Genomic DNA, 25,622 nt, shown 5'->3' with positions numbered 1-25,622 from the left:
CAAGCATTTTTCAGATACGCTCTAGTATATCAGATATCGACTCATAAATATAGTGGTTTTTTATTAATTCGGGGATCAATATAGACTGCAAAGAGGCTGATAATCCGCAAATTATCAGCCCCGTCGAAAACTCATTGTATATTTTTCACTATAATTTACCCATATGTCTTTTATTCCATAATTTCCCGTCTTTTTCGAAAACTCATAAAATATAAAATGATGGATACCACGCTAAAGAATATGGAATGAAAGAATGCCAGTATCATATCAATCTGCGGCTGGTGCTTTGCAGATTGAATAAGGAAGAGGAATGCCTCTTCTTTCTTTTTCCACAAATTTGTCCAAAAGTCAAAATCGGACCATTTGGTTGGTATCATTTCCTTAGGGATTGTTATAAAGCGGGAAACTCCCCATATGGTCATGATTAGCATCACAATCAAAGCTCCCCACCAGATATAAGCAGATATCCCCTGCCCTTTTTCTTCTCTTGCATATCGCAAAAAAGTGAACATGATTCCAAATGCAAAGAATATCGGAAGAAGCAGTATGAATATTCTTGTAATTCCTTTTAAAAGATCCAGATCCATGATTTTTCCTTCCAGTGCATGACGCATAAGAAGCTCATTAACGATAGTTTCGGCTTCTTTTCCTTCCGGAACCTTTACCGTGAAACTGTCCAGGTTCTGAGCATCACCATCTGCCTGCATTACCACCATCTGTCTCTCATCATCAATACCGTTTAAGATTCCTCTGACGGTCAGTTTCCTGTCCTGGTACTCCAATTGTTTCCCCACCACATCCGTGCTCCCAAATAAATCATAGGCAGTTTTTTTATCAATTAAGCAGCCATTTTTATCCTCTGGCGCAAGTGCTGCTGTTCCATTAAAAAGAAGCTGGGGATTATTGCATACCAGCACAGCGGTTGCGGAACTATTACGCTGGTATTTCTTATTTGATAACATGACATTTTCTTTTTCTCCCCATATCGTAAATAGCAGTGGATTATCCTGATTAAGCTCTGTTTTCTGGATATCAGAAGCAGATTTTGCATCTAACCGGTTATCCGTCAGGACAGCCGTAGCTGTCCCCGGATTATCGCTCATCATCTTACCGTTATAGAAAACTGCCAAACCATAACATAAGATCATAAGCAGCGCGCCCACTATTCTTGCCCAATACTTTTTTAGCATCATTCCTCTGCCAGCCGCACACGACTGCCTCCTGAAATATTCTTATCTGATCCGGTAATGATCTTCTGGTCGTTTGTGATGGTTCCATCTGAAAGTGCTGCAAAATTCTCATTCTGGTCTAATACTTTAACGACTACTTTCTGCGCCTTTAATTCATCCCCAAGAACAGACGTTGTTTCCTGGATTACATAAATAAATTTTTCATTGTTGTCTTCATGCAGCGCCGAAATGGGAACACAGGTCGGATAGGATTTTGATGTTCTTGTCACCTCGAATTCTGCCGCTGTTCCTATCTCTAATGTATCTGCCGGTAATTTTACGGTAACATCCAGCATATCTTTGTTCTCTTCGTTTGCCTTAACCGATTCTACCGTCAGACCTTCGATTGGCTGTCCATTATTGCCTGGCTTTAATACAACCGGATCGTTCTTCGCAATATATTTTTCCTGATCAACAGGTACCTGTGCTACGAATTTACTGCCATTTGTTGTATCCGCCAGCAGCATAGCGGTTCCATCCATTGTCTTATCGCCGGTTGTAATTGCAATTTTCGTAACAATTCCCTTGATAGGTGCCTTTATCTGACCTCCTGCTGCCAGTAGTGCCTCTAATTTCTGTAATTCCATCTGAAGCTTCTCTTTATCAAGTTTGCTGATCTTACCGCTGCTGTCCGTTCCTTCCGGTGCATTGGCATCCTCTAAAGCTCTCTGGGCAGTACGTATGCTGTCATCTCTTGCATTAACTGCATCGTCATAAGCCTGCTGTTTGGCATTTACGTCATCAATCAGCAGCTGTTCCTGTTCCTGCGTACCTTTTGCCTGGTTTTCCGCCTGTTCCTGCTGGTATTGCCCAATTGCCTGTTCCGCAGAACTTTTTTCTTTCTGCGCTTTTTCAACTTTCTTATTTGCTTTCTCCAGCTCGCTCTTGTATTGATCCCGGACCGCCTTTTCTACCTTAGCCAGATCCTCAGTTTCGGGGGCCGGTGCCGGAGTTTGAGTCTGGGGCTGTGCTGCTGACCCATTGGACACCAATCCTTTCTCATCACTGGACGGCTCTGCCGGCGCTTCTGTCTGTGGCTCTGTATAAGCTGCAGCCTGAGCCTGTGCTTCCTGATTTTTCTTTTCTGCTGCATCTAATGCCTTATTTACTTCCCGTTCGATTTTGCGCTCCAGTTCTTTCAGTTCTTCCTGCGCCTGCTGCAGAGCCTTGTCTTTTGCTTTCAGAGTTTTGTTAAGTTCTGCTAATACTGCATCATTCCCATCCGTAGGGATTCCCTGCTGGTTTCTATATTCCTGCAGCTTCTGCTGTGCATTTTGCAAAGCTTCCGCGGCTCTGGTTACCGCTTCATTTCCTTTTCCCGCTGCCAGGCCGACATCCTGTTCTGCCCGGTTCCTGGTACTGGATTTTTTTTGCTCCTCAGCACTTGATTTACTCTTGTTATCCCCCTCTGTAAGATCCATTTTTTCTATTTCCTGCTTTTTAAGAAGAATCTGTTCTTTTAGATTTGCAATATCTAAATCAAATAATAATTCCCCTGCTTCTACAGTCTGACCTTCACTAACATAAATTGTCTGTACCTTCTGATCCCCTATTGTGGATACCGCCTGTTCTCTATTCTGCATGACTTTTCCATTCCCCGTTACCCTATGGTCAATTGTCATGCTCTGCGCTGTTTTTGTCTGTACATTTGCAAGACTGGCACTGTCTGCCGCCCTGGACAACACTGTAAACAGCAGCATCAGCACTAAAAATGAAGCTAAAATACTAATTACCTTTTTTCTATTCATATCACCTACTCCTTTACCGCCGCTGCTACGATTCCCTGTTCCAGATAATCCTGTCCTCCCATGAAGACCAGGATTGCAGGGATTAATGTTACAATTGAAGTTGTAAATGCAATCCCTGCCTGTTCCATTCCAATATTCGGCAGAAACAGTGAAAGCGGCCACAATGTCTTATCCTTTAAAAATGTAAGCGGCTGCTCAATAAGATTCCAGTATTCCAGAAATCCCAGCACCATGGCTGAAATAATTCCTGCAGATCCCAGGGGAATTCCAAGCCATATAAATATTTGCAAATTTCCTGCTCCGTCTATTTTAGCTGATTCTATTACCGCATCCGGTACACTCTCAAAAAAGCGATACATGATAAATACAGGAAATGTGGAAAATACCATCGGCAGTATAATTCCAAGATGGGTATCTATCAAATGCAATTTATCTAAAACCAGATAATTGGAAAGCATAAGTACCTGGAAAGGCATCATCATAAGAATTATATAGAGAGTAAATAATGCTTTTTTGAGAGGGAAGTGGAATTTCGCAAATCCCCATGCCGCAGGAACACCGATGCACAACTGACCAATTAGAATCAAAACCACTAGTTTCACCGAATTCCAAAACATCTTGAAAAATTCCGGCGAATCAATTAATAATTCAACATACGACCGCATCGTTGGAGACATCGGAATTATTCTCCACGTCACATACCCATCTGCCCCTGTTAGAACCGGTTCTAAATATTCTTTTAATTCCCCGGCACTCATAAATGATCCTGTCAGCAAAAAAATAATGGGGTAACATGCAATCAATGCCAGCATACATAGAACGACTATAACAATTTTTTTCTTCATTTTTACTCCTTAGAATCCCATGCTTTTTGCAGTAACATAATTAACAGGAATATAACCAGGGCATTTACTACCGCTGCTGCTGCCATCTTATCCAATGACAGATCTCTGAACCAATTATTTAAAAGATGCTGAAGAAGATACATGCTCTGATCCGGATAGTCACCGGCTACCAGATACGCCTCCCGAAATACTTTAAACGAATTCAGAAATGACAATACTGCAATGGTAAAGAGGGAAGGAAGCAGATTCGGCACTGTAATTTTACAAAAACATTTCCACTCCCCTGCACCATCTACTCTTGCAGCTTCATATATACTCTCCGAGATACCTGAAAGACCGGCAACCCATAGAACAATATCATATCCCAGGTTCTTCCATACATAACTAAACACCAGTATCCAAAATGCATACTTAGAATTCATCCAATCTACTGTGGTACCCCCGATTGACTGGACAAAACCGTTTAATATTCCGTGATTATCAAACAATAACCTCCACAATAACACAATGGATGCCACCGGAATCGCCATCGGAATAAGGAAGCTGCTTTTCAGCAAGCTTCCAAACTTTTTCTGCCTATGTAAAAAGACTGCAATAACCAATGATAATATGATCAATATGGGAATACAAATTGCTACAAACCGAATTGTATTACCAGCAGCCAGACGGAAGGCGGGATTTGTGAAAATTGTCTTATAATTATTAATCCCTACCCATTCCCCGCTGACTGCTTCCGTAAACGACCTGCGTATAACATCCATAAATGGTATCAATACAAAGATGCTGACACCTATAAAACTCGGAAGTATAAAGAGTATGCCTGACCATTGATATTTAGTTTTAACTTTAACCTGCCTTCTGCTTTTACTTCTGTCTTTTATCTTCATTTTTACTCCCATAGGACACCGCTGCCGCTGATTTTCTTCTTTAAACTTTATGAACTATTATTCTGATAAGTACAGATTCACTTTCTGCATTACATTCTTTACTGCATCTTCAATAGTTATCTGACCGCTAACACATTGTTCTGCCTGCTCTTTCATGTTATCTTTAATAACAGCATCTTCTACAGAAGGTGTTGTAAGTGAATCAATCATATCATTCAGGTATTTTATGTCCTCTTTTGATGGCTGTTCAGTCTTATAATCTTTTTGCCGTCCATTGGCATCATTATACGGTATCTTTTCCGGTAAACCAGCGGTTCCTCCTTTTATACCTTCATCAAAAGCTGCTCTATTAACTGGTAAACCCCCACCCTGATTTATTTTCTGTGCCTCTTTCGAAAGTAAAAAGGTTAAAAATTTACCTGCTGTCTCCACATCAGAACTCTTATTACTGATTCCTACTGTTGACATGGGTACAAATGTGTTCGATGACTGTCCGTTCAGAAGCTTCACTGCCCCATCTTTCAATGCTCTGTTAGAAGATATCACCCGGGTATATTGTGTAAAATCACCTAACAGACCAATATTTATAAGATTTTTCTTCCCTATCAGATTTGCTATACCAACATCTATACCATTGAGCGATGGCTTTACAAAATCTCCTGCTGCTGTTGTTGCCATTGCCGAATTCTCTGTTCTAGTTTCATGCGTATCACTGCCATAGATTCGTTTTAACTTTGTAAAGAAATCTTGTACAGCTTCTTGGTTTAACGTGCCATCTTCTTTTATCCATGCTGCTGAATTGCTTACATACAATTTTTCAAACAGTTCTTCAAATTTCAGATCTCCCAAAATTCCCATATCGGGATTTTCTTTTTTTAGCTTCTCCATCTGATCCGTTAAACTAGTTAAATCATTGATATCATCTATATCCCCTTTGCTTCCCTGAATCAACGGCACCTTAAATCTTGTTGGAATCGCTTGAATTTTGTCTCCATTCAAATAGGTGTTTTTGATACTTTCAATAAAATTCTCTGAATTTTCCTCTTGCTTTAAAATCTCTGTAAGATCTTTCAGCAATCCCTTTTCCATGTAAGAATTAATGGGCATGCCATCCAAGATCAACACATCGGGACCTTTTCCTGCCATGATATTGGTATTTAATGTACGAAGGGCATCTGAATCTGTAATCGCATCTTCCCCTGACCTTCCAAGTTCCAACGTAACAAAAGTATCTGGATTTTTATTCTGAAAAAGTAAAATTGCCTGGCGAATTTCTACATTATCTTCCAAACTGTATACTTTTACCTCTTTACTCGGGATTGTTGGAATATCCTTAGAATATGTGTATTTGTAGAGCTTATAGGAATCAAATCCATCGGTCCCTGCTACCAGAAATGATCCATCTTCCAATGCAATAATGGAAACAAATGAAAACTTCGGATTCCCCATAGAGGTTAAAGATCCATTAATTACCTGTTCTATCACATTTCCCCCTATTGAATGGCTGTACATTCCATCATTACTGCCAAAGAATAGAGATTTATCATCTTTCCCTTTGGCAAACAAAAATGGACTTCCCTCGTTACCTAACATCTGCATTATATCCGATTCATCTTTACCTTTAAATATCTGATCATTAAGGGCTGCCTCTTTTTCCATTTGCTTTCCTGTACTTAAATCAAAAAGCTGTACTTCCTTATCCGTTGTTACAATTAGAACATCGCCTATAGCCTGAAATAAAATAATATAATTTTCCTTAAATGCTCCACTAAAACTCTTTGTGATTTCACCCGTTTTTGAATCAATTAAATGTATGGTTTGCTCTTGATCTAAGCCTAACAACTTTCCACTATCCGTATAGGAAAATTTCAAAATTCTATTGGCATAAGGATCCGCCTGCATTAACCCATTTTTTTCCTCCGTGGGGTTATTTTGCTCACTTTGGGGTAAGTTTATGGGCAACTCACTTGCATTTCCATCATTATCTATAATCCAATAATTTATTGGAACTCCTCCTTTTTCATTATACTCCCCCATTAACGCAACTGCAGACTCACCCATCGCAGATACTGCTGATGCTATAATTCGTGAATTGCTTTTTACAATATCCTCCGTTAGATCTTTCACTTTTGTCCAAGTACTTCCATTATCCTTTGAATCCCAAATACTCGGTTTATTTTTCTCATTATTTGCCAGAATCCTTACTCCACCGTCCGCTAATTTAGACATACTCATTATCTGGCTCAATCCTTCTGGAAGCTTCATCTCCTCTTCCTGATATCTCCCCATTGCATATGTCTTCGTATCATTTGAACCATCTCCCGAATTGTCATTTTTTCCATTAACGCACCCAGTCAGTGTGCTGATCGCTATGGCACCAGTCATTGACAGCGCTAAAACTTTCTTTAATATTGTTTTCATATATCCTCCTGTTTTTTATATCAAAAAATATATATTACTTGATTTTTTTTTATTATAGCACCCGTTTCTCTAAGTTATCTCTAAAAATATACTTTTCAGACAAAACTATATTTTTGAAATTTTTTCAAAGTCATATTTCATTTAGCAGTTTTCTATGCTATAATTTTTAATAGAAGTATCATGTTTAGAACAACGTCTAAGAATAATTATCCCTGACTTTAATATTCTAATTTGATTCTTCATGATTGCAGCATTTCACAGACAATGCCAGAGCGTGTCTTAAAATTGCTTTCTGACAGCTGCTCGTCACAGTTTGTGGGCGATTTGTTACAATAAAATAAACATTTGTAAAGGAGCTATCATGCGAATTTTAATTGTAGAAGATGATGTCAAATTATGCGAATCTCTAAAGATTCAGCTGGAGCAGGAGAATATCAGCGTCGATCTCTGCCATAATGGAGAAGACGGGTTACATCTTATTCGAGATAAGGCCCATGATATTATCCTTCTGGATCGTATGATGCCTCTGATGGACGGGCTTGAGGTTTTACGTCAAATGCGTAGCGAAAATATATCCACTCCGGTTATCCTTGTAACCGCACTTGGCGAATTAGATGATAAAATTGAAGGATTAGACTGCGGAGCTGATGATTATATCGTAAAGCCATTTGCATTTGGTGAACTTATGGCTAGAATCCGCTGTATTGTTCGGCGCCCTCAAAAATGGGAAAGCAGTGGTTTATTGAATTTTGGAGATATTTCATATGATGCTTCCCTGAAAAAATTAGTAAAAACAGACTCCTCCTGTTCGCTTTCTAAACGTGAAGGGGATCTGCTGGAATTATTTCTCCGCAACCCGGGTCAGACCCTCCCCCGGCTTACCATATTGACTAAGGTCTGGGGACCGGATGCAGATGTGGAAGAGGGGAACCTTGATAACTACATACATTTTTTAAGAAGACGACTGAAGGGGGTGGGAAGCATCCTGAGGCTGAAAACAGTCCGTGGCGTAGGTTATTGCCTGGAGGAAACACATGTTTAAAAAATTGCACCTGCAGATGACATTCTTCTGCACTTTGATCACCGGCTTAATCCTGGTAACTATGACCACACTCTGCCTTTATATAGTAGAAAGTGGAATAAATGACCGGAGTTATACTTCTTTTCTGGATAACCTGAATACCATGTTGACTCATTTTGAAAGCCAGTCTACTATTTCACATCAATGGATTCTTCAAATGGAAGCGAATTATCATATTAAACTGAACATTCTGGATAATGATACTCCGCTTTTCTCTCAACAGCTGAATAGCGATCAGGAAGTATCCGTTATTTTTGAAGAGGCGGCTGAAAAAGCCAGAACAGACTATGACTTTAATGACGCCGGAATAAGTCCGGCAAATATTCTCTCCCGGCATGTGGAGTTCAAGATGAAAGGAAGCAATGGGCAGAATTATTATTCCTCTGTAGCATTTATACCAAAAGATAATGGTTATCTGAAGGTTACTGTTCTGTATCCACTTGACAACCTGGAACATGATATTATTGTCCAAAGAGCTCTTTTTGCACTTCTTGACCTGCTTGCCATTGGAATGCTCACGATTTTCTCCTGGCATTTCACAAAACGAATGATTCAGCCAATCAAAGAAAGCAGAGAACGTCAGGTACAGTTTATAGCGGCAGCCTCCCACGAACTCCGTTCTCCTCTTACCGTAATATTAACCAGTTTATCCGCCATGAAAGTAGCAGATAAAAACCAGTCAGAACAGTTTGCTGAGTCCATCCAATCCGAAGGGCAGCGGATGTCCCGTCTGATCGATGATATGCTGACACTGGCAAATGCCGATAACCGAACCTGGAGCATCCATCCTTCAGATATTGAGCTGGATACATTGCTCTTGCAGACCTATGAAAAATATGAACGGATTGCCCGGGATAGAGGTCTTGTTCTGGATGTTGACCTCCCCGAAGATATACCACCCACATATCCATGTGATGGGGAAAGAGTAGCCCAGGTACTTTCCATCCTCATTGACAATGCCATGAGCTATACTCCAAAAGGCGGCAGGATAAAACTTGGACTAAAGACAGAAGCTTCCCGCATACAGCTCTATGTAGCCGATAATGGACCCGGTGTTCCGGATGAATCCAAAAAATCTATTTTTGACCGGTTCTATCGGGTTGACAAAGCACATAAAGACAAAGCTCATTTCGGGCTGGGTCTTTGTATTGCAAAAGAAATCGTCAAATTACACAAAGGGAAAATAGCGGTGGAAGATACTCCGGGAGGAGGAGCTACATTTATAGTAACTCTGCCGCAGACTTAATTAACATAAAACTACTTTTTATATGTAGAAGAAGATGAGAATAAGATATCCTCATCTTCTTATTAGAAATATCTTTGGAACTGTCTACAAATCGTAGTATCTCTGAAATTCAGCCGGATGAGGAATCTGGCTAATATCTTTACTTTCTCCTCTTTTCCGTTCAATCCAGATTTGAATCAGACGTTCCGGAAACACACCGGATTTCGTCAGATAAGCATTGTCTTTTTCTAATGCATCAAGTGCTTCATCCAGATTTTTGGGCAACGACTGAATTTTTGCCTGCTGTTCTTTATCCAGATCGTACAGATTAAAATCATAGGGACCCCAGCCATTTTCGGTTGGATCAATTTGATTTTCAACCCCATCCAATCCAGCCATTAATATAGCTGCATATGCATAATAAGGATTCGCTGCAGCGTCCGGGCAGCGAAGTTCAAAACGTTTTGTCTCCGGTGATTTTGCATATGCCGGAATACGAACTACCGCACTTCTGTTGGAAGTAGCATAACCGATCGTTACGGGTGCTTCATAGCCTGGTACCAGACGTTTAAAAGAGTTGGTGGAAGGATTGGTCCAGGCACAAAGAGATGCCGCATGCTTTAATAATCCTCCTATAAAATAATGTGCCGTTTTACTGAGTCCGGAATATCCGTTTTCGTCATAGAATACAGGTGCGCCATCTTTTTGCAGCAGCATATGTACATGCATTCCATTTCCGGCTTCCCGGTATACCGGCTTTGGCATAAAGGTTACCGTCTTTCCTTCCGACACTGCTGCATTCTTAACCACATATTTTGCAATCATGGTTTTATCAGCCATATCCACCATCTCTCCCAGTTCCACTTCTATTTCCATTTGACCGGAACCGCCCACTTCATGATGGTGATACTTCACTTTTACTCCCCAATCTTCCAGAAGCATACACATTTTACTGCGGAGGTTATAATTTATATCATTGGGTGCCGAAATATGATAACCGCCCTTTTTCGGTACCTGATAACCATTGTTAAACCCATCATCTATGCCGCTGTTCCACTGCGCCTGTCTGGTATCCACCGAATAAAATGATTCCTCCGGTGATACAGCGAACCGCACATCCTCAAAAATATGAAACTCAAATTCCGGACCGATGATCATCTTATCTGCAATCCCTGTCTGTTTCATATACTCTGCGGCACGAAGGCTTACGTTTCTTGGATATTGATCAAATGGAGTATTTTCCTCTTTGCCGATTACACATACATCCCCTGTCATTGATAATGTCGGAATGGTAACAAAGGGATCTACAACTGCGGTTGCAGGATCCGGAATAAAAACCATATCACTTTTTTCAATGGGGGCATAACCATAATTAGACCCGTCAAAACCTATTCCATATTCAAATATCTTCTCGTCAAATCTCTCTGCCGGAATGGTGATGTGCCGCCATCTTCCATCCAGATCAGTCATTTTAAAATCAATCATCCTGATACCGTTGTCCGTACATAACTGCTTTACCTTTTCACTTTTACCCATGCTATCCTCCAATTTACATTTTATAGCTGACTCATGAATCAATTTTAGCATAGGATATATAAGAATTCTATAGTGAAATACACTTATTGGCCGGTACCACTATAGTCCCGATAAAGGATAAACATATATTTTATTACTCTTTTATATAAGATATCCGTAAGATCATCTCTATTTTTTCTACTTTGCTCTGCTTCCTCACGATTACGTTCAATCAGTATATCGTTCATTGATACCCCCAAAAGTATACTAAGGGCAAACAAATTATCCACATTTGGCAGCGTCATTCCACAAAACCAGCGGTAAATGGTCTGGGGACACGCAAATCCCATATATTCCTGCAATTCTTTTACGGAAATATTTTTTCCTTCGCATAAACATTTTATATTCTCCCCTGTTTTTGGCATGTCTATAACCGGATAAATTACCACCTTAACCCCCTTCTTAATATGTATACTGAAACACAGTTAATAATAATGATCCAACAATTCCTCATTGGATATCAACGCATAATAGATTTGGTAACTCTCATCATTTACCACCTTCACTCTGAAAAACGGGTAGTATTTCTTCATATATTGGTCATCCAGAATGTGGTTAAAGATCTGGTTCCAGGATCTTTTACTTAATAAGAACTGTTCATTATTTGATATAAGCATCCTGCACCGTTCCCTTACATTCAGAGGTAAAAACTGTTTGTCATATTCATCTTTACTGACCTTTTTCATAAACTTAATCAGCTTTTGCACACACCGCTCCAGCTGAGGCTCCATGGTATCTCCTTCCTCATACTGCATAAGATCTTCAAAATCCACAATATCGTAAATCTCATTTTCTTTATCTTCCTCCTCCAGCACTTTACCCATTTTAAGCATAATTTCATTATTATCATAAAACAGGCTCTGAAAGCTTTCCTGCTCTTCTTCATTTTCTTTTCGAAACTGCTCTACAATCTTTTTCACATCACATTCATCCTTGAAGTTTTTTTCCAGAACTGTCATCATATCATCGTAGGAAAGATATGCACTGACATTTTCATTTACTGCACCGGACATTAATGCAAAAACCTTGGACATCTGGTCTTTAATTGTCTCAATTTCTTCACTGTCCGGCCTGTCCTGAATATGTTCCGTGTAATCATAAGTGTTCTTCTCTTTTACATATAACTTTGACTTAACAACACGCCGGATGATGCTTTCTGCCGTAAGGGCTTTTGTTGATTTATGCTTTTCTTTTACCAGCTTACAGAACATCTCCAGATCAAATCCCATGGCGAAATACTTCTTCATTTCATGAATAAATCCTATCTGATCCGGGGCAAATCCATTAAAAGACTTTTGAAAATGAGTTTTAATAGTATCTTCGTTAAAATGCTCACGTATAAAATCCCCCATTTTCTCATCTTTCTTCTCCATAGCCAGTGTCAAAAATGCATCTAATCTTTCATCTTCATCCAGACTCATTTTCAAAACCCGCTTATAAAGCTGAAGCATACAAGCTCTGTCCGTTAATTCAATCGGTATTTCCAGATACTGGTTGGCCCAGCGAATGGCACGCTTACACTGTCCCAGTGATATATCTCCGTATACAACAGCCGCTCCCGGCAGCCTCGCCTCTACCAGACAGCCTACCGCCAGTAAATATAAGTGATATGGTTCTCCCTGGGTTTTTGCACCCCATAAACTTTGAATATCGGGAATCCGTTTATCATCATCTTCTATACAAGCCTTAGCAGATAAAATTGACCAGAACACGTCCTGATCAAGCTGATCCCGGATACCTCCCCCATAACTTTTCAGCTCTTTCGGAAAACGGAAAGACTCGCCCCTCTTTTTGCTCACCAGATCGCCGCTGGTAAACCAGCCCGAATGTCCATATTGATTTGTAATCTCCCGTGTTTTGACATAAAATGAAAATGTCTGCCCGTATTTCTTTGCGGATACACGGTTTAAGAAAGGATAGTTCTTAATCAGAACCAGACTTTCTTTGTATACTTTTTCCCACTCCTCTTTTGCAATTTTTTCTGGAACTACGTCCAGTGAAATATGAATCCCCATAGTCTTCCTCCTCTTTTATGCGTATAATCGTTTTCTATTTCATGATAGACTATCTGAAAGAGGAAGTCATTGAAGTACAAATTCAAAAAAAGAAGGGATCTGGTATTTTTTCATATCTTATGTATCTTTTTTTATTTTTTATTTTTTCAAATGTTATTTTGAGTGATTTATTCTTTTAGGATACTATAAAGTTAATAAAAAAGCAAATTGTATTAGCAGATCAACAAATTTTTATAAAAAGAAGGCAGCTGCCCCGGTTATATTTAACCGGAAACAGCTGCCTTCTTATTTCGAATCAATCCATTTTAAAATGTCCAGCCTAATATTACTATCATATTGCTTTACATTTCTAAACTTTAATTTACTGTTTACTTTACAATCTTAAGCTTAACATAATCATTTTTATTATTGTAAGTTTTGACCGTAATCTTAACCCTTCCTTTTTTCAGTGCTTTTACTTTTCCACTTGCACTAACCGTTGCAACTTTAGGGTTGCTGGAGGTATAGGTTACTTTTCCTGCACTTCCCTTTGAAAGCTTCGCCTTCAGTTGCATGGTCTTGTTTACTTTTAAACTGTCTGATTTCGCTACAAGCTTAACACTTTTTGGCTTTTTCTTTACGGTAATTTTACAGCTTGCACTTTTTTTGTTCGCTGTTGTTACAGTTATGGTTGCGCTACCTGACTTCTTAGCCGTGATCTTGCCTTTTTTATCAACTGTTACAATCTTTTTATTGCTGCTGCTCCATTTAAGGGTTCCTGCGCTGACACCGGATGGTTTCAGCTTCACAGTTAACTTAAATTTCTCTTTTTCTCCAAGTGTCTTTTTCTTCACATTTAATTTGACTGAAGTAATGGTCTTTTTCACTAAACCTTTTACTGCCTGATTCAGTTTGTTATAAAGTGCGTCTACTGTTTTCTGGTCTGCATTTACATTTGCCATTACTGCATCAATCTGTGAGAACAGATCTTTTACGGCTTTCACTGTTTTGTCTGTGTACTTGCTGAATGAAATTGCCTTTACGCTTTGATAAGCACTGTTTAACTTTGTCTTATCTGCACGTTTTACCAGCTGGCTTTCTGCAGATTTGGCCTGTGCCAGTAAGTCTGAACCTTCTTTTTCAGATACATTTGAGGTATCTGCCAGAACTTTTTCTATTCTTGCTAGAACCTGCTTCATAGCGGCGAAACTGTTAGATGTATAAGCAGCATCTTTTCCGTTATAAGCGTTGTAAATGGTTCTCAGACTATCAACTACATTCTTTTGTACTACTTTTACCAGTGATTTCTGTGCAGCTGTCATTCTGACAACGGCTGCGTCCAGTTTCGCCTGTGTTAAGTCGACACTGTTGGCAATTAAGTTCTCTACTTCTTTGATTGCATTTTGTAAAGTTGTATAGGAATCTTTTGTGTAATTACCCTGTACTACTTTCTTTGCTTCTGTTAATGCGCTCTGGGCTTCTACGATTTTAACAAGTCCGTTGATTGCATCATTCAGGTTCTTTGTTGCTGCATCTACTGCTTCCTGGTCCTTACGGTCTACCTTCTTGGCATTTTCCAGTGCTGATGCCAGTCTTGCGTAGCTGTTTGCAGTGTACTCACCCGCATTAATGGCTTCCGCCTGTTTAATCAATTCATCCAGGGCACCGTATTTTACCAGATCCGCTGCTGCTTTTTCCAAAGCATCATAAGCTTCTTTCAACTCTGCAACTGTTGCTTCCTGGCTGCCTAATGCTTCTTTGGCTGCATCCAGTGCTGCTTTAAATACTTTCCAGGATTGTGCTGTGTAGTCTGCTTCTTTTAAGTCCTTGTTTGCATCATACAGCTGCTGTAACTGGTCTTTCATATCTGTGTCGCTAGTTTTCACACCTATATTATCTAAGATCAATGCATATGCAGATGTCGGATTGGAATCCGTTGGTTTTAAAATAGCTTTTTCATAGAAGTAAATCTGATAATCCTCAGCATCTCCCGTAGTGAATGTACCGTTAAATGTTGACTTTGTCTTCTTATCTCCGGAGGTCGGGGTATGTTTCAGTTTCACCTCTGTGGCATTTTCATGGTCTTTGAATGCCAGTTTTCCTTCTGCTCCCTGGCTTACCGGTTTTACATAGACTACATAATCACAGCCATCTTCTAATGTATAATCGAAGGTTAAATCATAAGAAGTGTTCGGCTGGAGTTTTAAACTGCTTTCATTTGTAACTACATATCTGCCCACTTCATTTTCGTTGAGCTTTAAGGAGTTTTCTCCATCTAAAACCCAGGTCATTACAGGTCCTACTTTGTCTTCGCCAGGCTTTACAATTTCGTTATTATCATTTGCATTGCTTCTGTCGGATGCGATATGAATTTTTCTGGATCCGCCGCCATATTCTAACGGTCCCCAGCCTTCATAGGTATTTTCAAAATCTTCATAGAGCACATAATCTGAATTGTTTACATCATTTTCTGTTGTTGTATGCTGCCATACTTTTACGTCATCAAAGTTAACCACTCCATCGCCTTTTTCTGCGGTCAGCTTAATCTGTGCTGTGGTTACTCCTTCCGGAACGGTAAACTCAACATCCATTCTCTGCCATCTGGTTCCCACATATTTGAAGGAAGAGCGGTGCACTCCGTCTTTACCGGTAACAAAGTTGGTATAAGTCTGATCTCCAATTGTCACTTCAATAGAAGCTTTACGCCCGTTCTGGGTTTCTGTCCAGACACCTACGGTGTAGTCCTGTCCCGGTTTCAGATCTGTCATTTCCTGGGACAGCGTTCCGCCCTCTGTCTTAAACTGTGCATAGCGGTCCCAGCGGTTTTCGCTCATTTCTTTGGAAATGTCATAATTTACTTTTCCCGGTACAACCTCAATGGATGCATCTCCGTTTTTTTCCCATACGCCGCCTTCATCTGCAAATTTTTCTGCATTAAATGCAAAATCCTTTACAGGGCTTCCTTCGCCCCAGTCTCCTGCTGCTTTCAGTACCTGAGTGCTTGTGGACGGATATAATACATATGGTGTGTTTTTCTTGCTGTTGATGGTGATTGTGCCATTATTAACAGCGATTGTTTCGCTATACACTTTTCCCTGCTGTGTAGTCTCATATAAATCAAAGGAAGCAACATTCTTAAATTCATCTGTCAGTTCCCAGGTAGTCGGATTGCCTGTTGTATTCCAATGATACAGCTTTGCGCCTCCGTTAATATCTAACTTGTCGCCTGTTTTGATATCCCAGCTCCACGGAATCAGGGAAGTTGCCTCTCCTGCATGGCGTTCTCCTTCATCTGTTGTGGTTCCAGTGTCGGCCCAGGAAGAGATTAACTTTCCGTCCTGACGCAATTCCACCATCTTTGTTTCTTTATTTCTTGTGGAGGTAACATTTCCTTCAAATGTAATTTGGTCTGTTTCTGATTTTAAAACACCAAAATGCTGCATGAATTTTGTAGGAAGTACTTCGTTATAGAATACGGTCACACCCTGCTGTACATCGGTCTTAGAATCACCCCAGGTAGTTACTACCGGGATTTTCTGTCCTTTGAACAATGCATTTCCAACAAAGATATCCAAATCATTTTTTACCATTCTGTAAAGAACGCTCTTGTTTCCTTTGTTGGGATATCCAAGGTCGGTACCCCAATGTGTAAAGGTAACGCCAGGCTCAATCGGTCCGGAGAACTCTGTACCTACTTTAACGCCAAGGTCATTGATATAATCTACTAATTTGTAAGCATTATAATCATTTCCTGTATAAACATCAATATAGTAGAAGTCCAGTCCTTTATCTCCAACTTTTGTTAAATCATAAAGGTCTTTGAACCGTTTCTGAAGCTGTCCTGTGACAACATCTTTCGTCTGGTCTACATAGTATGCGGTATCAATCCAGTCCCAGCCTTTTGCAAGCCTGTCACTCTGATATCCGGCTGCTGTAGCACCGCTTAAGTTCTTATAGTATAATTCATTTGCATCCAGATGATATTCGGTAGCATTGAGATGCACACCGATGCTCATGTTATATTTATCGCCTTCGCCGATGAGAGTTTTAAAGTCTTCAACCCCACCCTGTCTTACACCGACGTTGGAATAGGAAGGAATATCATCATCATGGCCTTCTGCCTGATACCCTTTATGAAGTACCATCTGCCCGAATCCATCCATGTAATTGTACAATACCTTACCTGTTTCTAAGGAATTGAGGAATGGGTCGTTTGCCTGGCTTGCAAAGTTAAATGCAATGTACATCATATTGTTTGCCATGTCTTTGGCACCAAATGCTTCTTCCAGGATATATTTCCGATGTGCTACTGCTGCATCCTGCCAGTCAACATTTTCATCTGCATTAGCATCTTCTGTAATGACAATTTTTGCCCAGGGCAATTCTTCTTTATCGGTGGTATCGCTATAACGGTAAGTCCATTCTCCATTTCGTATCTGAGCCTTTTTTACCAGGGATTTTACGGATTTTTCCATTACCACTTTATTTCCGCCGGACATTACGTTGTTTTCGATGGAAGCAGCCAGACCATTTCCACTGATCATTGCCATGGTAGTTCCTTCCGCACCGCTCTTTTCCATTTGTGACATATCATCCGCTAATTCTTCGGATACACCATGCCATTGGCCATTTGATTTTGTCCAGGCATAAGATGCGCCTTCCATCTTGTCATCTGCATAAGCCCAGGTGCTTTCGCCCAGTGAAAATGTTTTCACTTTAAAGCTGCCGTTTTCTGCAATATCTGTGATTTTAAATTCTACCACATGATTTTCTGCTACAGAAAGTGTTGCTTTCATCGTTACACCTTTATCTGCAAATTCCATTACGTACTCGTAGGTACTGTCATCTTTCTTTGTTCCGGTTACAGCCGGTGATACTTTTTCTCCGTTCAGCACTACGGTTCCCAGCTGATCTTCCTGACCTCTCATAGTCTTTTCATTTAGCTTATAGGAAAGGATACGCGGGAATGACTGATCAATCATAGCTGTCAGTCCGTCTTTTTGAATCTCAACTGTTTTCTCATTTGCAGAGAATAACGGAAGAGAAGCTTCCTCTATCATTTCAAAATTATCAAATGTCAGTTCTTTACTTCCATACCAGGACTTTATACCAAAGAGTCCGGGTGTATTTTTCATAGATTCCATGGTAACGGAACCCATATCTGTGACAAGCCCATCTTTGTCCGTAAATTTCAGCTGTACGGTGTTCCCAATCAGGTCAATTGCTACCTTATAAGTCTCACCTGCTTTTAATGAAAATGTCTTGCCAAATCCCTTGGTACTGTCATCTACATTTACACGCCAGTTTCCATTGATATCAACCTCTACCGATAATCCTTGGGTAAAGTCGGTGTCGCGGAAAACGAAACCATAACGTCCGCCCTGCATGTCATCCCCAACGCTAGGTGTGAAATCAAATGTGGCATGCACATCCTTCATTGGAATCGAATCCTTATTTAAGAATCTGGTTACGCCCGGTACTTTTATGGTCAGCGTGCCTGCTTCTGTATTATGTATCGCATTATTACTGTTATCAAGAGGTTTGCTGGATTCCCAGTTAGGATTATATAATTCCCCAAAGGTTTCTTCATATACGCTTAATTCCTCTGCTCCCATTGCATCGATTTTTACATTCATTTTCTCTGCATTTGGATTGTAGATACCGAATCCGCCCTGTGTCTTATCATAAGAAACTTCATTTGCGGTTCCAACAGTCTGGTTATTCACTTTTAATGTTAGATTTCCCTTTACTATTTCCACTCTGAGAATATAATCTGCATCAGCCGCAATTGCTTTACTGATTCCCAGCGGTGTGATTTCTGATCCATTATCCAAAACCCATTCCGTTGCAGAGGTATTGTAAACTTTTAAATTTCCAATCTGAATACCGCTCTTCAGCTGGTCTGCCTGCATTTTCACCTGGAATACACCATGTTCCGGCATACTGATATCACTGTTAACAGCCGCCGCATTCCCTGCAACTGCACCTTCCAGATAGCCATTTTTAATCTGGGGTGTTTCGAATTCTTCCCAGTTTACCGCTGCAATTGTATCATAGTATTCTTCATAATAAACTTTATCCAGCGGAGCTGTTGAGATATCCTCGAACTTTTCCGTGTAAAGCAGATCATCCAGATAAATCTTACCGGTTCCTGTTATTCCGGGATATCCCATTCCAATAGAAACTCCTGCCGGTATCTCAGCAGCAGATTTTTTTCCATTGATGCTGAGTGTTACTTTGTCTCCGGTAAATGAAACTGCGAGATCGTTCCAGGCCTTTAACTTTGGTGATTCTGCTTCGCCTGTTAATGGATACGTCTGATTTTCTAAGACAAACTCCCATTTATTTACATTATACTGCACAATTCCAGTGCCGATCTTAAGACCAAGATCTGCATGTTCTGTCTTTACTTTTGCCCCATAGGTTCCCTGTGATAATTTTACGGCATCTGTTAATTCAGCCATGCCGCTGACATTTGTTAAACTCAGAACCTTATTGGATCCTTCCTTTACAATTGCAGGTGATCCCTGGCTCCAGGTTCCTGTGATGCCATCCTGGAAATCATTTTCATATTTCACGATAGCTTCCGGCTCGATTATTTTATTGGTGTAGATAACATCATCAATTAATACGGCAGTACTTCCCCAGGTACGGATACCGAACTGACCTGCCACACCATTTTTTAATACATCCAGTGTAAAGGTTCCTACCGGCTCTTTGTTTAAATAAACGGTGATCGATCCTTCCTGGAAATTAATGATTAAATCATTCCAGGTTCCGTTCACTGGTTTTTGCATATCGATGGAAGGATAACCAGACTGATTCTCTACAACCCATTGTCCCCCGTCCCAGTTTAACTCACGGAACTTATTGTCCTTAGCGCCAAAACGGAATCCAAACTGCTTCGGTGTGCTGTTCGCAGGTGCAACTGCTTTGTAACGAAGTGATAAGGTTCCCTCTTTGATATCCGGTGAATCCAGATCTACCACTCTTGCTTTACCGGCTGCAATTTTCAATACTCTGTTTCCGGTATCTGTTGTTTCGATTGATGCAGCATTATTACTCCAGTTTGGTGTATATTCCGGATCTTCATAATCCTGAACATATTCCACAACGTTGGATGGCTTGTCCTTTGTTCCTACACCTTCTACCTTAAAATCGCTGATAGATACTGTTGCAGGTACGTTAAACCATTTAAATATTCCTATCTGTCCTCTTTGATTAATAAGCTCCTCTGTCAACACATTCGGAACTGATTCATTAAAGATAACAGCATCATCTAAAGCAATGATTATCTTGTCTCCATAGAAACCTATCCGAAGTCTGTATTCCGTATTTTGCTCTAAAACAGGTCCTGAAAATGTTTTCCATTTTCCGCCTTCATTCTGGCTCTGAATATTCCAGGTGCCTTTAACATCATATCTTACGGAAATACCATTTGAATCATCATTTGCCTTAATTAAAAAGCCAATTCTTTCACCCTCAGACTGATATTTAAAAACGGTGGAAATAACACCGGAGGTAAGATATGGTGTATTATCCCAGGTCGCTGCAAATTCATTGCCTGTAAGAGATTCAATTTTCATAGTCAGCCCGTTATCTACGGTCGCTGTTCCTTTACCGGATTTATAAGTAAATGGTTCCGGCTGATTAGACTGATAGTTATTACCATAAGTGACTTTTTCCTGTCCTGCAGGCATTGCTGCATACATCTCGTCCAACAGGCCGGCAAATGCTTCATCTGCACTTACTTCCCCTTCTGCCACAGTTGCAGCATTCTTTTCCTGCAATTCACTCTCTGTCTCCGCTGCCTCAGTTGCAGCCTCTTCCCGATCGGCGCCATCTATTTCGCTTGTTGATTCCGTCTCCTCTATATCCGGTATCTCACTTTGCAACTCTGTTTCCTTTACAACCTCTGTTTCTGTTGGTATCTCCATGACCTCAGACCCATTCTCCTGCAGTTCTGCCGCATGCACAACCCCAGATGAGAAAAGACCTTCAGCACTGGAACATACCAGACATAATGATAATGTAAAGCTGATTATTCTGGCTGCCAGATTCCTCTTATTCCTCATAACTCTTTTTTCCTCCTGCTTATTATTACAGAATCTTAGAGCGTGTTTGATCATAGCTTTCGGACACGTTCCAGACTGTTACCCACAGAATAAATTATATACTAAATTTTAGCAATATCTTCTATGCAAATAAGCAATATTCCACAAAAAAAGCACTCGATTACACAAGTGCGGCTTAAATTTCACTCTCATTTTCCACTTTAGGTTATACTATTTTATATCTTTTGTATATTGCATTTTCATCATTGTGTATTGTCAAGTTAAAATGCACATAAAATTCATTTTTAACCCGGAAAGCTGTCTTTTACACAGAGCGTTCCATATCCCAGCGTGGGATTTGGATAAACCCTTTCTACATTTAAAGGCCTCGCCCCCCGGATCAGATATGCTTTGACTTTCTCTCCATATAAATAAGGATCATTCCCCATTACAATCCCCCACTGCATTAACATCGCCGCTGCCCCTGTAACAAACGGTGTTGCAAAAGAAGTCCCGGAAACAGTGGTATATCCCCCTCCAGGCGTGGCAGTTGTAATATCAACACCGGGAGCTGACACATCCGGTTTGACCTGGCTGCTATCCCGGTTATATCCTCTTCCCGAGAAAGGTGCATAAGTTAAAAGTCTGGAATCATAGGCACCTACTGCAATAACTTTCCTGGCAGTGGAAGGAATAGTTAACGTGGTTTCAACCGTGGGCTGATAAAATCTCGTGCCGATTCCTACCGCTGCTGATGCCGGTAGCCAGACATCATAACGCCCTTCTACAATTCTCTTTGGAGTAAATATTAACCGCCAGATACCGCTGTCAATATAAGTATCCCGGGGAATAAAATCTATGTAGATCTCCTGGGACGTGCTATAAGGGCTGGGTTCGCCATAATAGACCAAAAGCTCTGTCTCCCCTGCAATATAACGTTGTGGTCCCAGTACTTCCTGTAATGGTCCTACAACCTGCCCGGATGGATGCACGATAGTAATCTCAAATTCATCTACATAAGACTTCCAAATCTGCAGATTTATACTCAACTCATTATTTACTATTCCCAGCTGTATTTCTACAGGCACATTGTTTTTCAGTATCCCCGAAGTGTGTCCTCCGGTACTTCCTTCATTCCCCGTCCCCACCGATATTGTAGATTTCCACAGATTCGAAATGTCATCGATATATGTCTCCAAAAGTCCGCTTCCATCATGTGAACCATAAACGGTTCCAAAACTTAAATTAATGGCAACGGGCTTCTGGTATTCAATAGACTTCCTAATTACATAATCCAGCGCCTGCATCAGCTCTGTTGTCCTTGGAAATGAATTCGGGCGTGCCAGACCCAGTTTGACTACAATAATATCACTTGCATAGGCAACACCTCTGTATCTGCCGTTAGATGCCCTTCCATTACCTGCTGCGATTCCAAGTACCTGCGTACCGTGACCGCTTAAGTCCCTGGATGGCACAGCCTGTGCAGACCTTTCCCCTTCTGCCTCAGGGTTCAGCGCAGCGTTGATCTGTGCCTGGTCAAACTCAGTCCCGATTTTATATCCTTTTGGCGGATTCCCCGGCAGAGTCTGATCCCAGATATTTAATATGCGGGTACTTCCATTGGGATTTCGAAAATCAGGATGTGTATAATCCACCCCCGAGTCAATAACTGCAACAATAATGCCCTCCCCATTTAAATTAAAAGCCGGTGTCTGAAGCACATTCATGCAGGATGCTGCCCTCCCCTGATTAACCGAGAAAAACAGCCGCTTCGGCTTTTCAATAAATTCAACCTCTGGCTGTGCCGCCAGGTAATCAATTTTAGATTCCGGTAATGTTATGATTGCGTATTCATTGATTAATTCCACTACCTGAATGTCTTCACTCTCAAGCCTTGAGATATCCCCTGAGTACTTTACGATAATTTCCCACTTCTGGTCCACCGGATCATACCCCACATCTAACGTCAGTGATTTTTCCCGTTCTTCCGGAGTGGCATCCAGCGCCAGATTCAGAAGATTTTCTATTTTTTGGTCAGTTGCCATAGCGTATTCTCATCCTTATTCTGCAATTAAGGACGGAAGATTAAACAATCTTCCGTCCTTAATAAATATTAATACATTATATGATTTTATTTGGCCTGATATTCTATAATTTCATCCGGGCTGCTAACCGGCCATGGTGCGTCTTTTCCAAAATCCGGTGTTACATTCCTTGCCTGAATTGCTTCTACATTGAAGACAATCTCTATCTTCGCGGAATTAAAAGCATTTGTCCATGATGTAGGAATTTGCATTGTATAGATATTGCCTTCGCTTCCCAGCTCTTTCAACAGCGGAACCTTATCATTTCCAGATACAATGTTCTTATAATAAATGTAATCACCTTTCAGTACCCAATTTTCATTTAAAACCGACCCAAAATCAGAAGATCCATCTTGATTAAACAAAGGATAATCCACCTCATTTACGGTTACCTTTGGCGCTGCAATACGGATATAGGAATCCTGGCTTTCAGCTGCCAGATTAATTGTGGGATCTTTCCAAATTGGATCACCCGGCAATAATGCCTGATAATTCTCTTCTTTATAGTTTGGTTCATCAATCTCTACACTTACAAAACCAACTGCCAGTTTATTATTCGCTGTATCTTTATCCGTGAACCACGCTAATGTAGCTCCTACGGTTACAAGACCTATAAGTGCAGCTGTCGTAACCAACAGCGCTATTTTTTTCTTAACCATTACTCTTCCTCCTCTACACCTATGGCAGAATCCATCAAACGGATTAATTCTAATGCACTACGAAATGGCTGTATTCTTTTTTCTTCCACCCAGTTTACCGTTCCCTGCCATGTCTGATTTTTTCTGCTTTTTACTGTAACAATAAACGTCTTTTCTTCGTTTTTATTTGAACCACCCATACGTCACGAATCCATTCCTTTCTTCCGTTGAGCCATCAGGCTGATTTTCCCGCTAATAAGCTGCTGAAGTTTGTTATTTTATAAACTTCAAGCGTGTTTTCACACTGCCCGTATGCGGCTGACTGCTCCACCTTGCGGGAGGGCAGTGCAAAATTGGCGGCGTAGTGGGGATACGTTCTTAATTTGCACGGCTGCACCCTGATTAGCGGAGCTATCAGATCAGGCGATGAATTTCAAACACGCTCTGGTGAGTATTTACTGCTAATTGCTATCCTGTTTACTGTACTTCTGTTGGAACTGTTTTATTTGTTTCTGCCTGAATATCATTTCCTTCTGAATCTTTCCATCCCATAATTAAACCACGTTCTGAATATGGAGTAAAGCTATCAGCCTGAATAGCTTCTGCAAAAACATTAATCTTAAATGTCAAACCAGATACTTCATTGCCCCAGTTTTCCGGTATTTTTACGGTTTGGAACAGATAATCTGATGCTCCAGCCTTCATTGGAGCCTGATAATAATAGTATCCGTCTGTTGATAAAAACCATTTTTGAGTATCAATATCAATCAATGGTAAAATATCTTTAATTTGTTTTTCACTTAAACCTTCAAACTCAATTTTGGCACGTACATATGCTTCTAAAGAACCTTCTGCTACTGTAATTTTAGGGTCTTTTACAATACTCTGATTTGGCTTTACGTCCGTAATTGTATCATCCGGATTTTTACTAAACTCCGGCTCTTCTAAATCGATATCTACTTTTCCCATTGTTACAACGTTTGTTTTACTGTCTTTATCTGTGAAATATGCTAAAGTTGCCCCTACTCCGATTACTGCTACTAATGCTACTGCTGCTACCATAGTTAATATTTTTTTCTTTTTCATAATTATATTTACCTATCCTCTCTTTATTATATCCGTGGTTATATTTAGTGTTATATTTGGGGTATATTTACAATAAATTATATGCTGATTTAATGATGTTTTCGTTGTCTATGCCGCTGGATTTAATGCTTTACTTAACTGTGCAGTAGCTTCTTCCAGTGCTTTCGCTTCATCAATACCATCAGCCTGAATTGCAGCTGCAACTACATTTACTGTCCCAACAGTACCTTCTAAATTACCCTCTGCCTTTTCATTATATTTAACGCTTGTAAATACAGCCGGAAGTATATTATTTTTGTTCTGTTTTAATACTTTATCTTTATATTTGTAGATACCATCTAAGCTTATAGTTTCATCTGTCTTAATCCAGTCTGTATTCCATCCATCAATAGTAAAGTTCTTACTTACTAAATCATCTGCTCCGCTTACCTGTACATACACCCAACAGTCAGCAGAATCAGCATTGACGGTAACTACCGGTCTCTTAGCAACTTCCTGTCCCGGATACATATTCTTACCATCGGTCGTATCATTCCACTCTGTTTCTTTCGTAAAATCTTCATTCGTTTCACCGGTTTTTTCATTTAAATCAATCTCTACTTTACCAACTGTAAATGTATTTTGTGCTACATCTGTCGTGCTTGTTAAGTACGCTAAAGTTGCTCCAACCATTACTACACCTGTCAAACAAACTGCTGCTACCATCGTAACTAAACTTTTTTTCTTCATCTCATTATCTCCTATTCTTTCTATCC

General features: G+C 40.3%; 16 protein-coding genes and 1 pseudogene. 2 read left to right on the top strand and 15 right to left on the bottom strand.

Annotation, left to right across the window (positions count from 1 at the left end):
- Positions 1 to 170: 170 nt before the first annotated feature.
- The 6 genes and pseudogenes from QR40_RS06330 to QR40_RS33525 form a co-directional block, all read right to left on the bottom strand.
- Positions 171 to 1,193 (bottom strand): ABC transporter permease, encoded by a 1,023-nt coding sequence (locus QR40_RS06330; RefSeq protein WP_044293928.1) that lies wholly within the window; start codon positions 1,191 to 1,193, stop codon positions 171 to 173.
- Positions 1,190 to 2,977, bottom strand: coding sequence for a hypothetical protein (locus tag QR40_RS06325; protein WP_044293926.1), 1,788 nt, complete (start codon positions 2,975 to 2,977; stop codon positions 1,190 to 1,192). The genes QR40_RS06330 and QR40_RS06325 overlap by 4 nt, the downstream gene beginning before the upstream one ends.
- A gap of 5 nt (positions 2,978 to 2,982) precedes the next feature.
- Positions 2,983 to 3,822, bottom strand: a complete 840-nt coding sequence (locus tag QR40_RS06320) for a carbohydrate ABC transporter permease (RefSeq protein ID WP_044293925.1) — start codon at positions 3,820 to 3,822, stop codon at positions 2,983 to 2,985.
- A gap of 2 nt (positions 3,823 to 3,824) precedes the next feature.
- Positions 3,825 to 4,721, bottom strand: coding sequence for a carbohydrate ABC transporter permease (locus QR40_RS06315; protein WP_242858460.1), 897 nt, complete (start codon positions 4,719 to 4,721; stop codon positions 3,825 to 3,827).
- 45 nt (positions 4,722 to 4,766) lie between these two features.
- On the bottom strand, positions 4,767 to 7,130 hold the full coding sequence (locus tag QR40_RS06310) for an ABC transporter substrate-binding protein (protein WP_044293924.1): 2,364 nt from the start codon (positions 7,128 to 7,130) through the stop codon (positions 4,767 to 4,769).
- Positions 7,131 to 7,369: 239 nt separating this feature from the next.
- A pseudogene (locus QR40_RS33525) lies at positions 7,370 to 7,450 on the bottom strand (DUF6783 domain-containing protein); the annotation flags it as partial.
- Between the two features lie 41 nt (positions 7,451 to 7,491).
- Here QR40_RS33525 and QR40_RS06305 point away from each other — a divergent pair.
- The gene (locus QR40_RS06305) at positions 7,492 to 8,172 is read left to right on the top strand and encodes a response regulator transcription factor (RefSeq protein ID WP_044293923.1); all 681 of its coding nucleotides are present in this window, start codon (positions 7,492 to 7,494) and stop codon (positions 8,170 to 8,172) included.
- The gene (locus QR40_RS06300) at positions 8,165 to 9,457 is read left to right on the top strand and encodes a sensor histidine kinase (RefSeq protein ID WP_044293922.1); all 1,293 of its coding nucleotides are present in this window, start codon (positions 8,165 to 8,167) and stop codon (positions 9,455 to 9,457) included. Before QR40_RS06305 ends, QR40_RS06300 begins: the two co-directional genes overlap by 8 nt.
- 84 nt (positions 9,458 to 9,541) lie before the next feature.
- Here QR40_RS06300 and glnA read toward each other — a convergent pair whose 3' ends face one another.
- From glnA to QR40_RS06255, 9 genes are all read right to left on the bottom strand, one after another.
- A complete protein-coding gene (gene glnA / locus QR40_RS06295) occupies positions 9,542 to 10,972 on the bottom strand; it encodes a type I glutamate--ammonia ligase (protein ID WP_044293921.1) in 1,431 nt (476 codons plus the stop codon).
- Positions 10,973 to 11,055: 83 nt separating this feature from the next.
- Positions 11,056 to 11,400, bottom strand: a complete 345-nt coding sequence (locus QR40_RS30540) for a helix-turn-helix domain-containing protein (protein ID WP_063837253.1) — start codon at positions 11,398 to 11,400, stop codon at positions 11,056 to 11,058.
- 36 nt (positions 11,401 to 11,436) lie between these two features.
- A complete protein-coding gene (locus QR40_RS06285; protein ID WP_044293919.1) occupies positions 11,437 to 13,026 on the bottom strand; it encodes a hypothetical protein in 1,590 nt (529 codons plus the stop codon).
- A gap of 368 nt (positions 13,027 to 13,394) precedes the next feature.
- Entirely contained in the window at positions 13,395 to 21,080 is a 7,686-nt protein-coding gene (locus QR40_RS06280; RefSeq protein ID WP_044293918.1) for an endo-alpha-N-acetylgalactosaminidase family protein, read from the bottom strand.
- 284 nt (positions 21,081 to 21,364) lie between these two features.
- Positions 21,365 to 23,104: a S8 family peptidase gene (locus QR40_RS06275; RefSeq protein ID WP_044293916.1), complete on the bottom strand. Its 1,740-nt coding sequence runs from the start codon at positions 23,102 to 23,104 to the stop codon at positions 21,365 to 21,367.
- A gap of 86 nt (positions 23,105 to 23,190) precedes the next feature.
- On the bottom strand, positions 23,191 to 23,802 hold the full coding sequence (locus tag QR40_RS06270) for a TasA family protein (protein ID WP_027295108.1): 612 nt from the start codon (positions 23,800 to 23,802) through the stop codon (positions 23,191 to 23,193).
- Positions 23,802 to 23,981, bottom strand: a complete 180-nt coding sequence (locus QR40_RS06265; RefSeq protein WP_027295109.1) for a hypothetical protein — start codon at positions 23,979 to 23,981, stop codon at positions 23,802 to 23,804. The genes QR40_RS06270 and QR40_RS06265 overlap by 1 nt, the downstream gene beginning before the upstream one ends.
- 277 nt (positions 23,982 to 24,258) lie before the next feature.
- On the bottom strand, positions 24,259 to 24,867 hold the full coding sequence (locus QR40_RS29560; protein ID WP_052430722.1) for a SipW-dependent-type signal peptide-containing protein: 609 nt from the start codon (positions 24,865 to 24,867) through the stop codon (positions 24,259 to 24,261).
- A 108-nt stretch (positions 24,868 to 24,975) separates the two neighbouring features.
- A complete protein-coding gene (locus QR40_RS06255) occupies positions 24,976 to 25,596 on the bottom strand; it encodes a SipW-dependent-type signal peptide-containing protein (RefSeq protein ID WP_044293915.1) in 621 nt (206 codons plus the stop codon).
- Positions 25,597 to 25,622 lie beyond the last annotated feature (26 nt).

The organism is Robinsoniella peoriensis (assembly GCF_000797495.1).
In the GTDB taxonomy this organism is placed as follows: domain Bacteria; phylum Bacillota; class Clostridia; order Lachnospirales; family Lachnospiraceae; genus Robinsoniella; species Robinsoniella peoriensis.
This window is presented reverse-complemented; position numbering and strand designations above follow the sequence as displayed.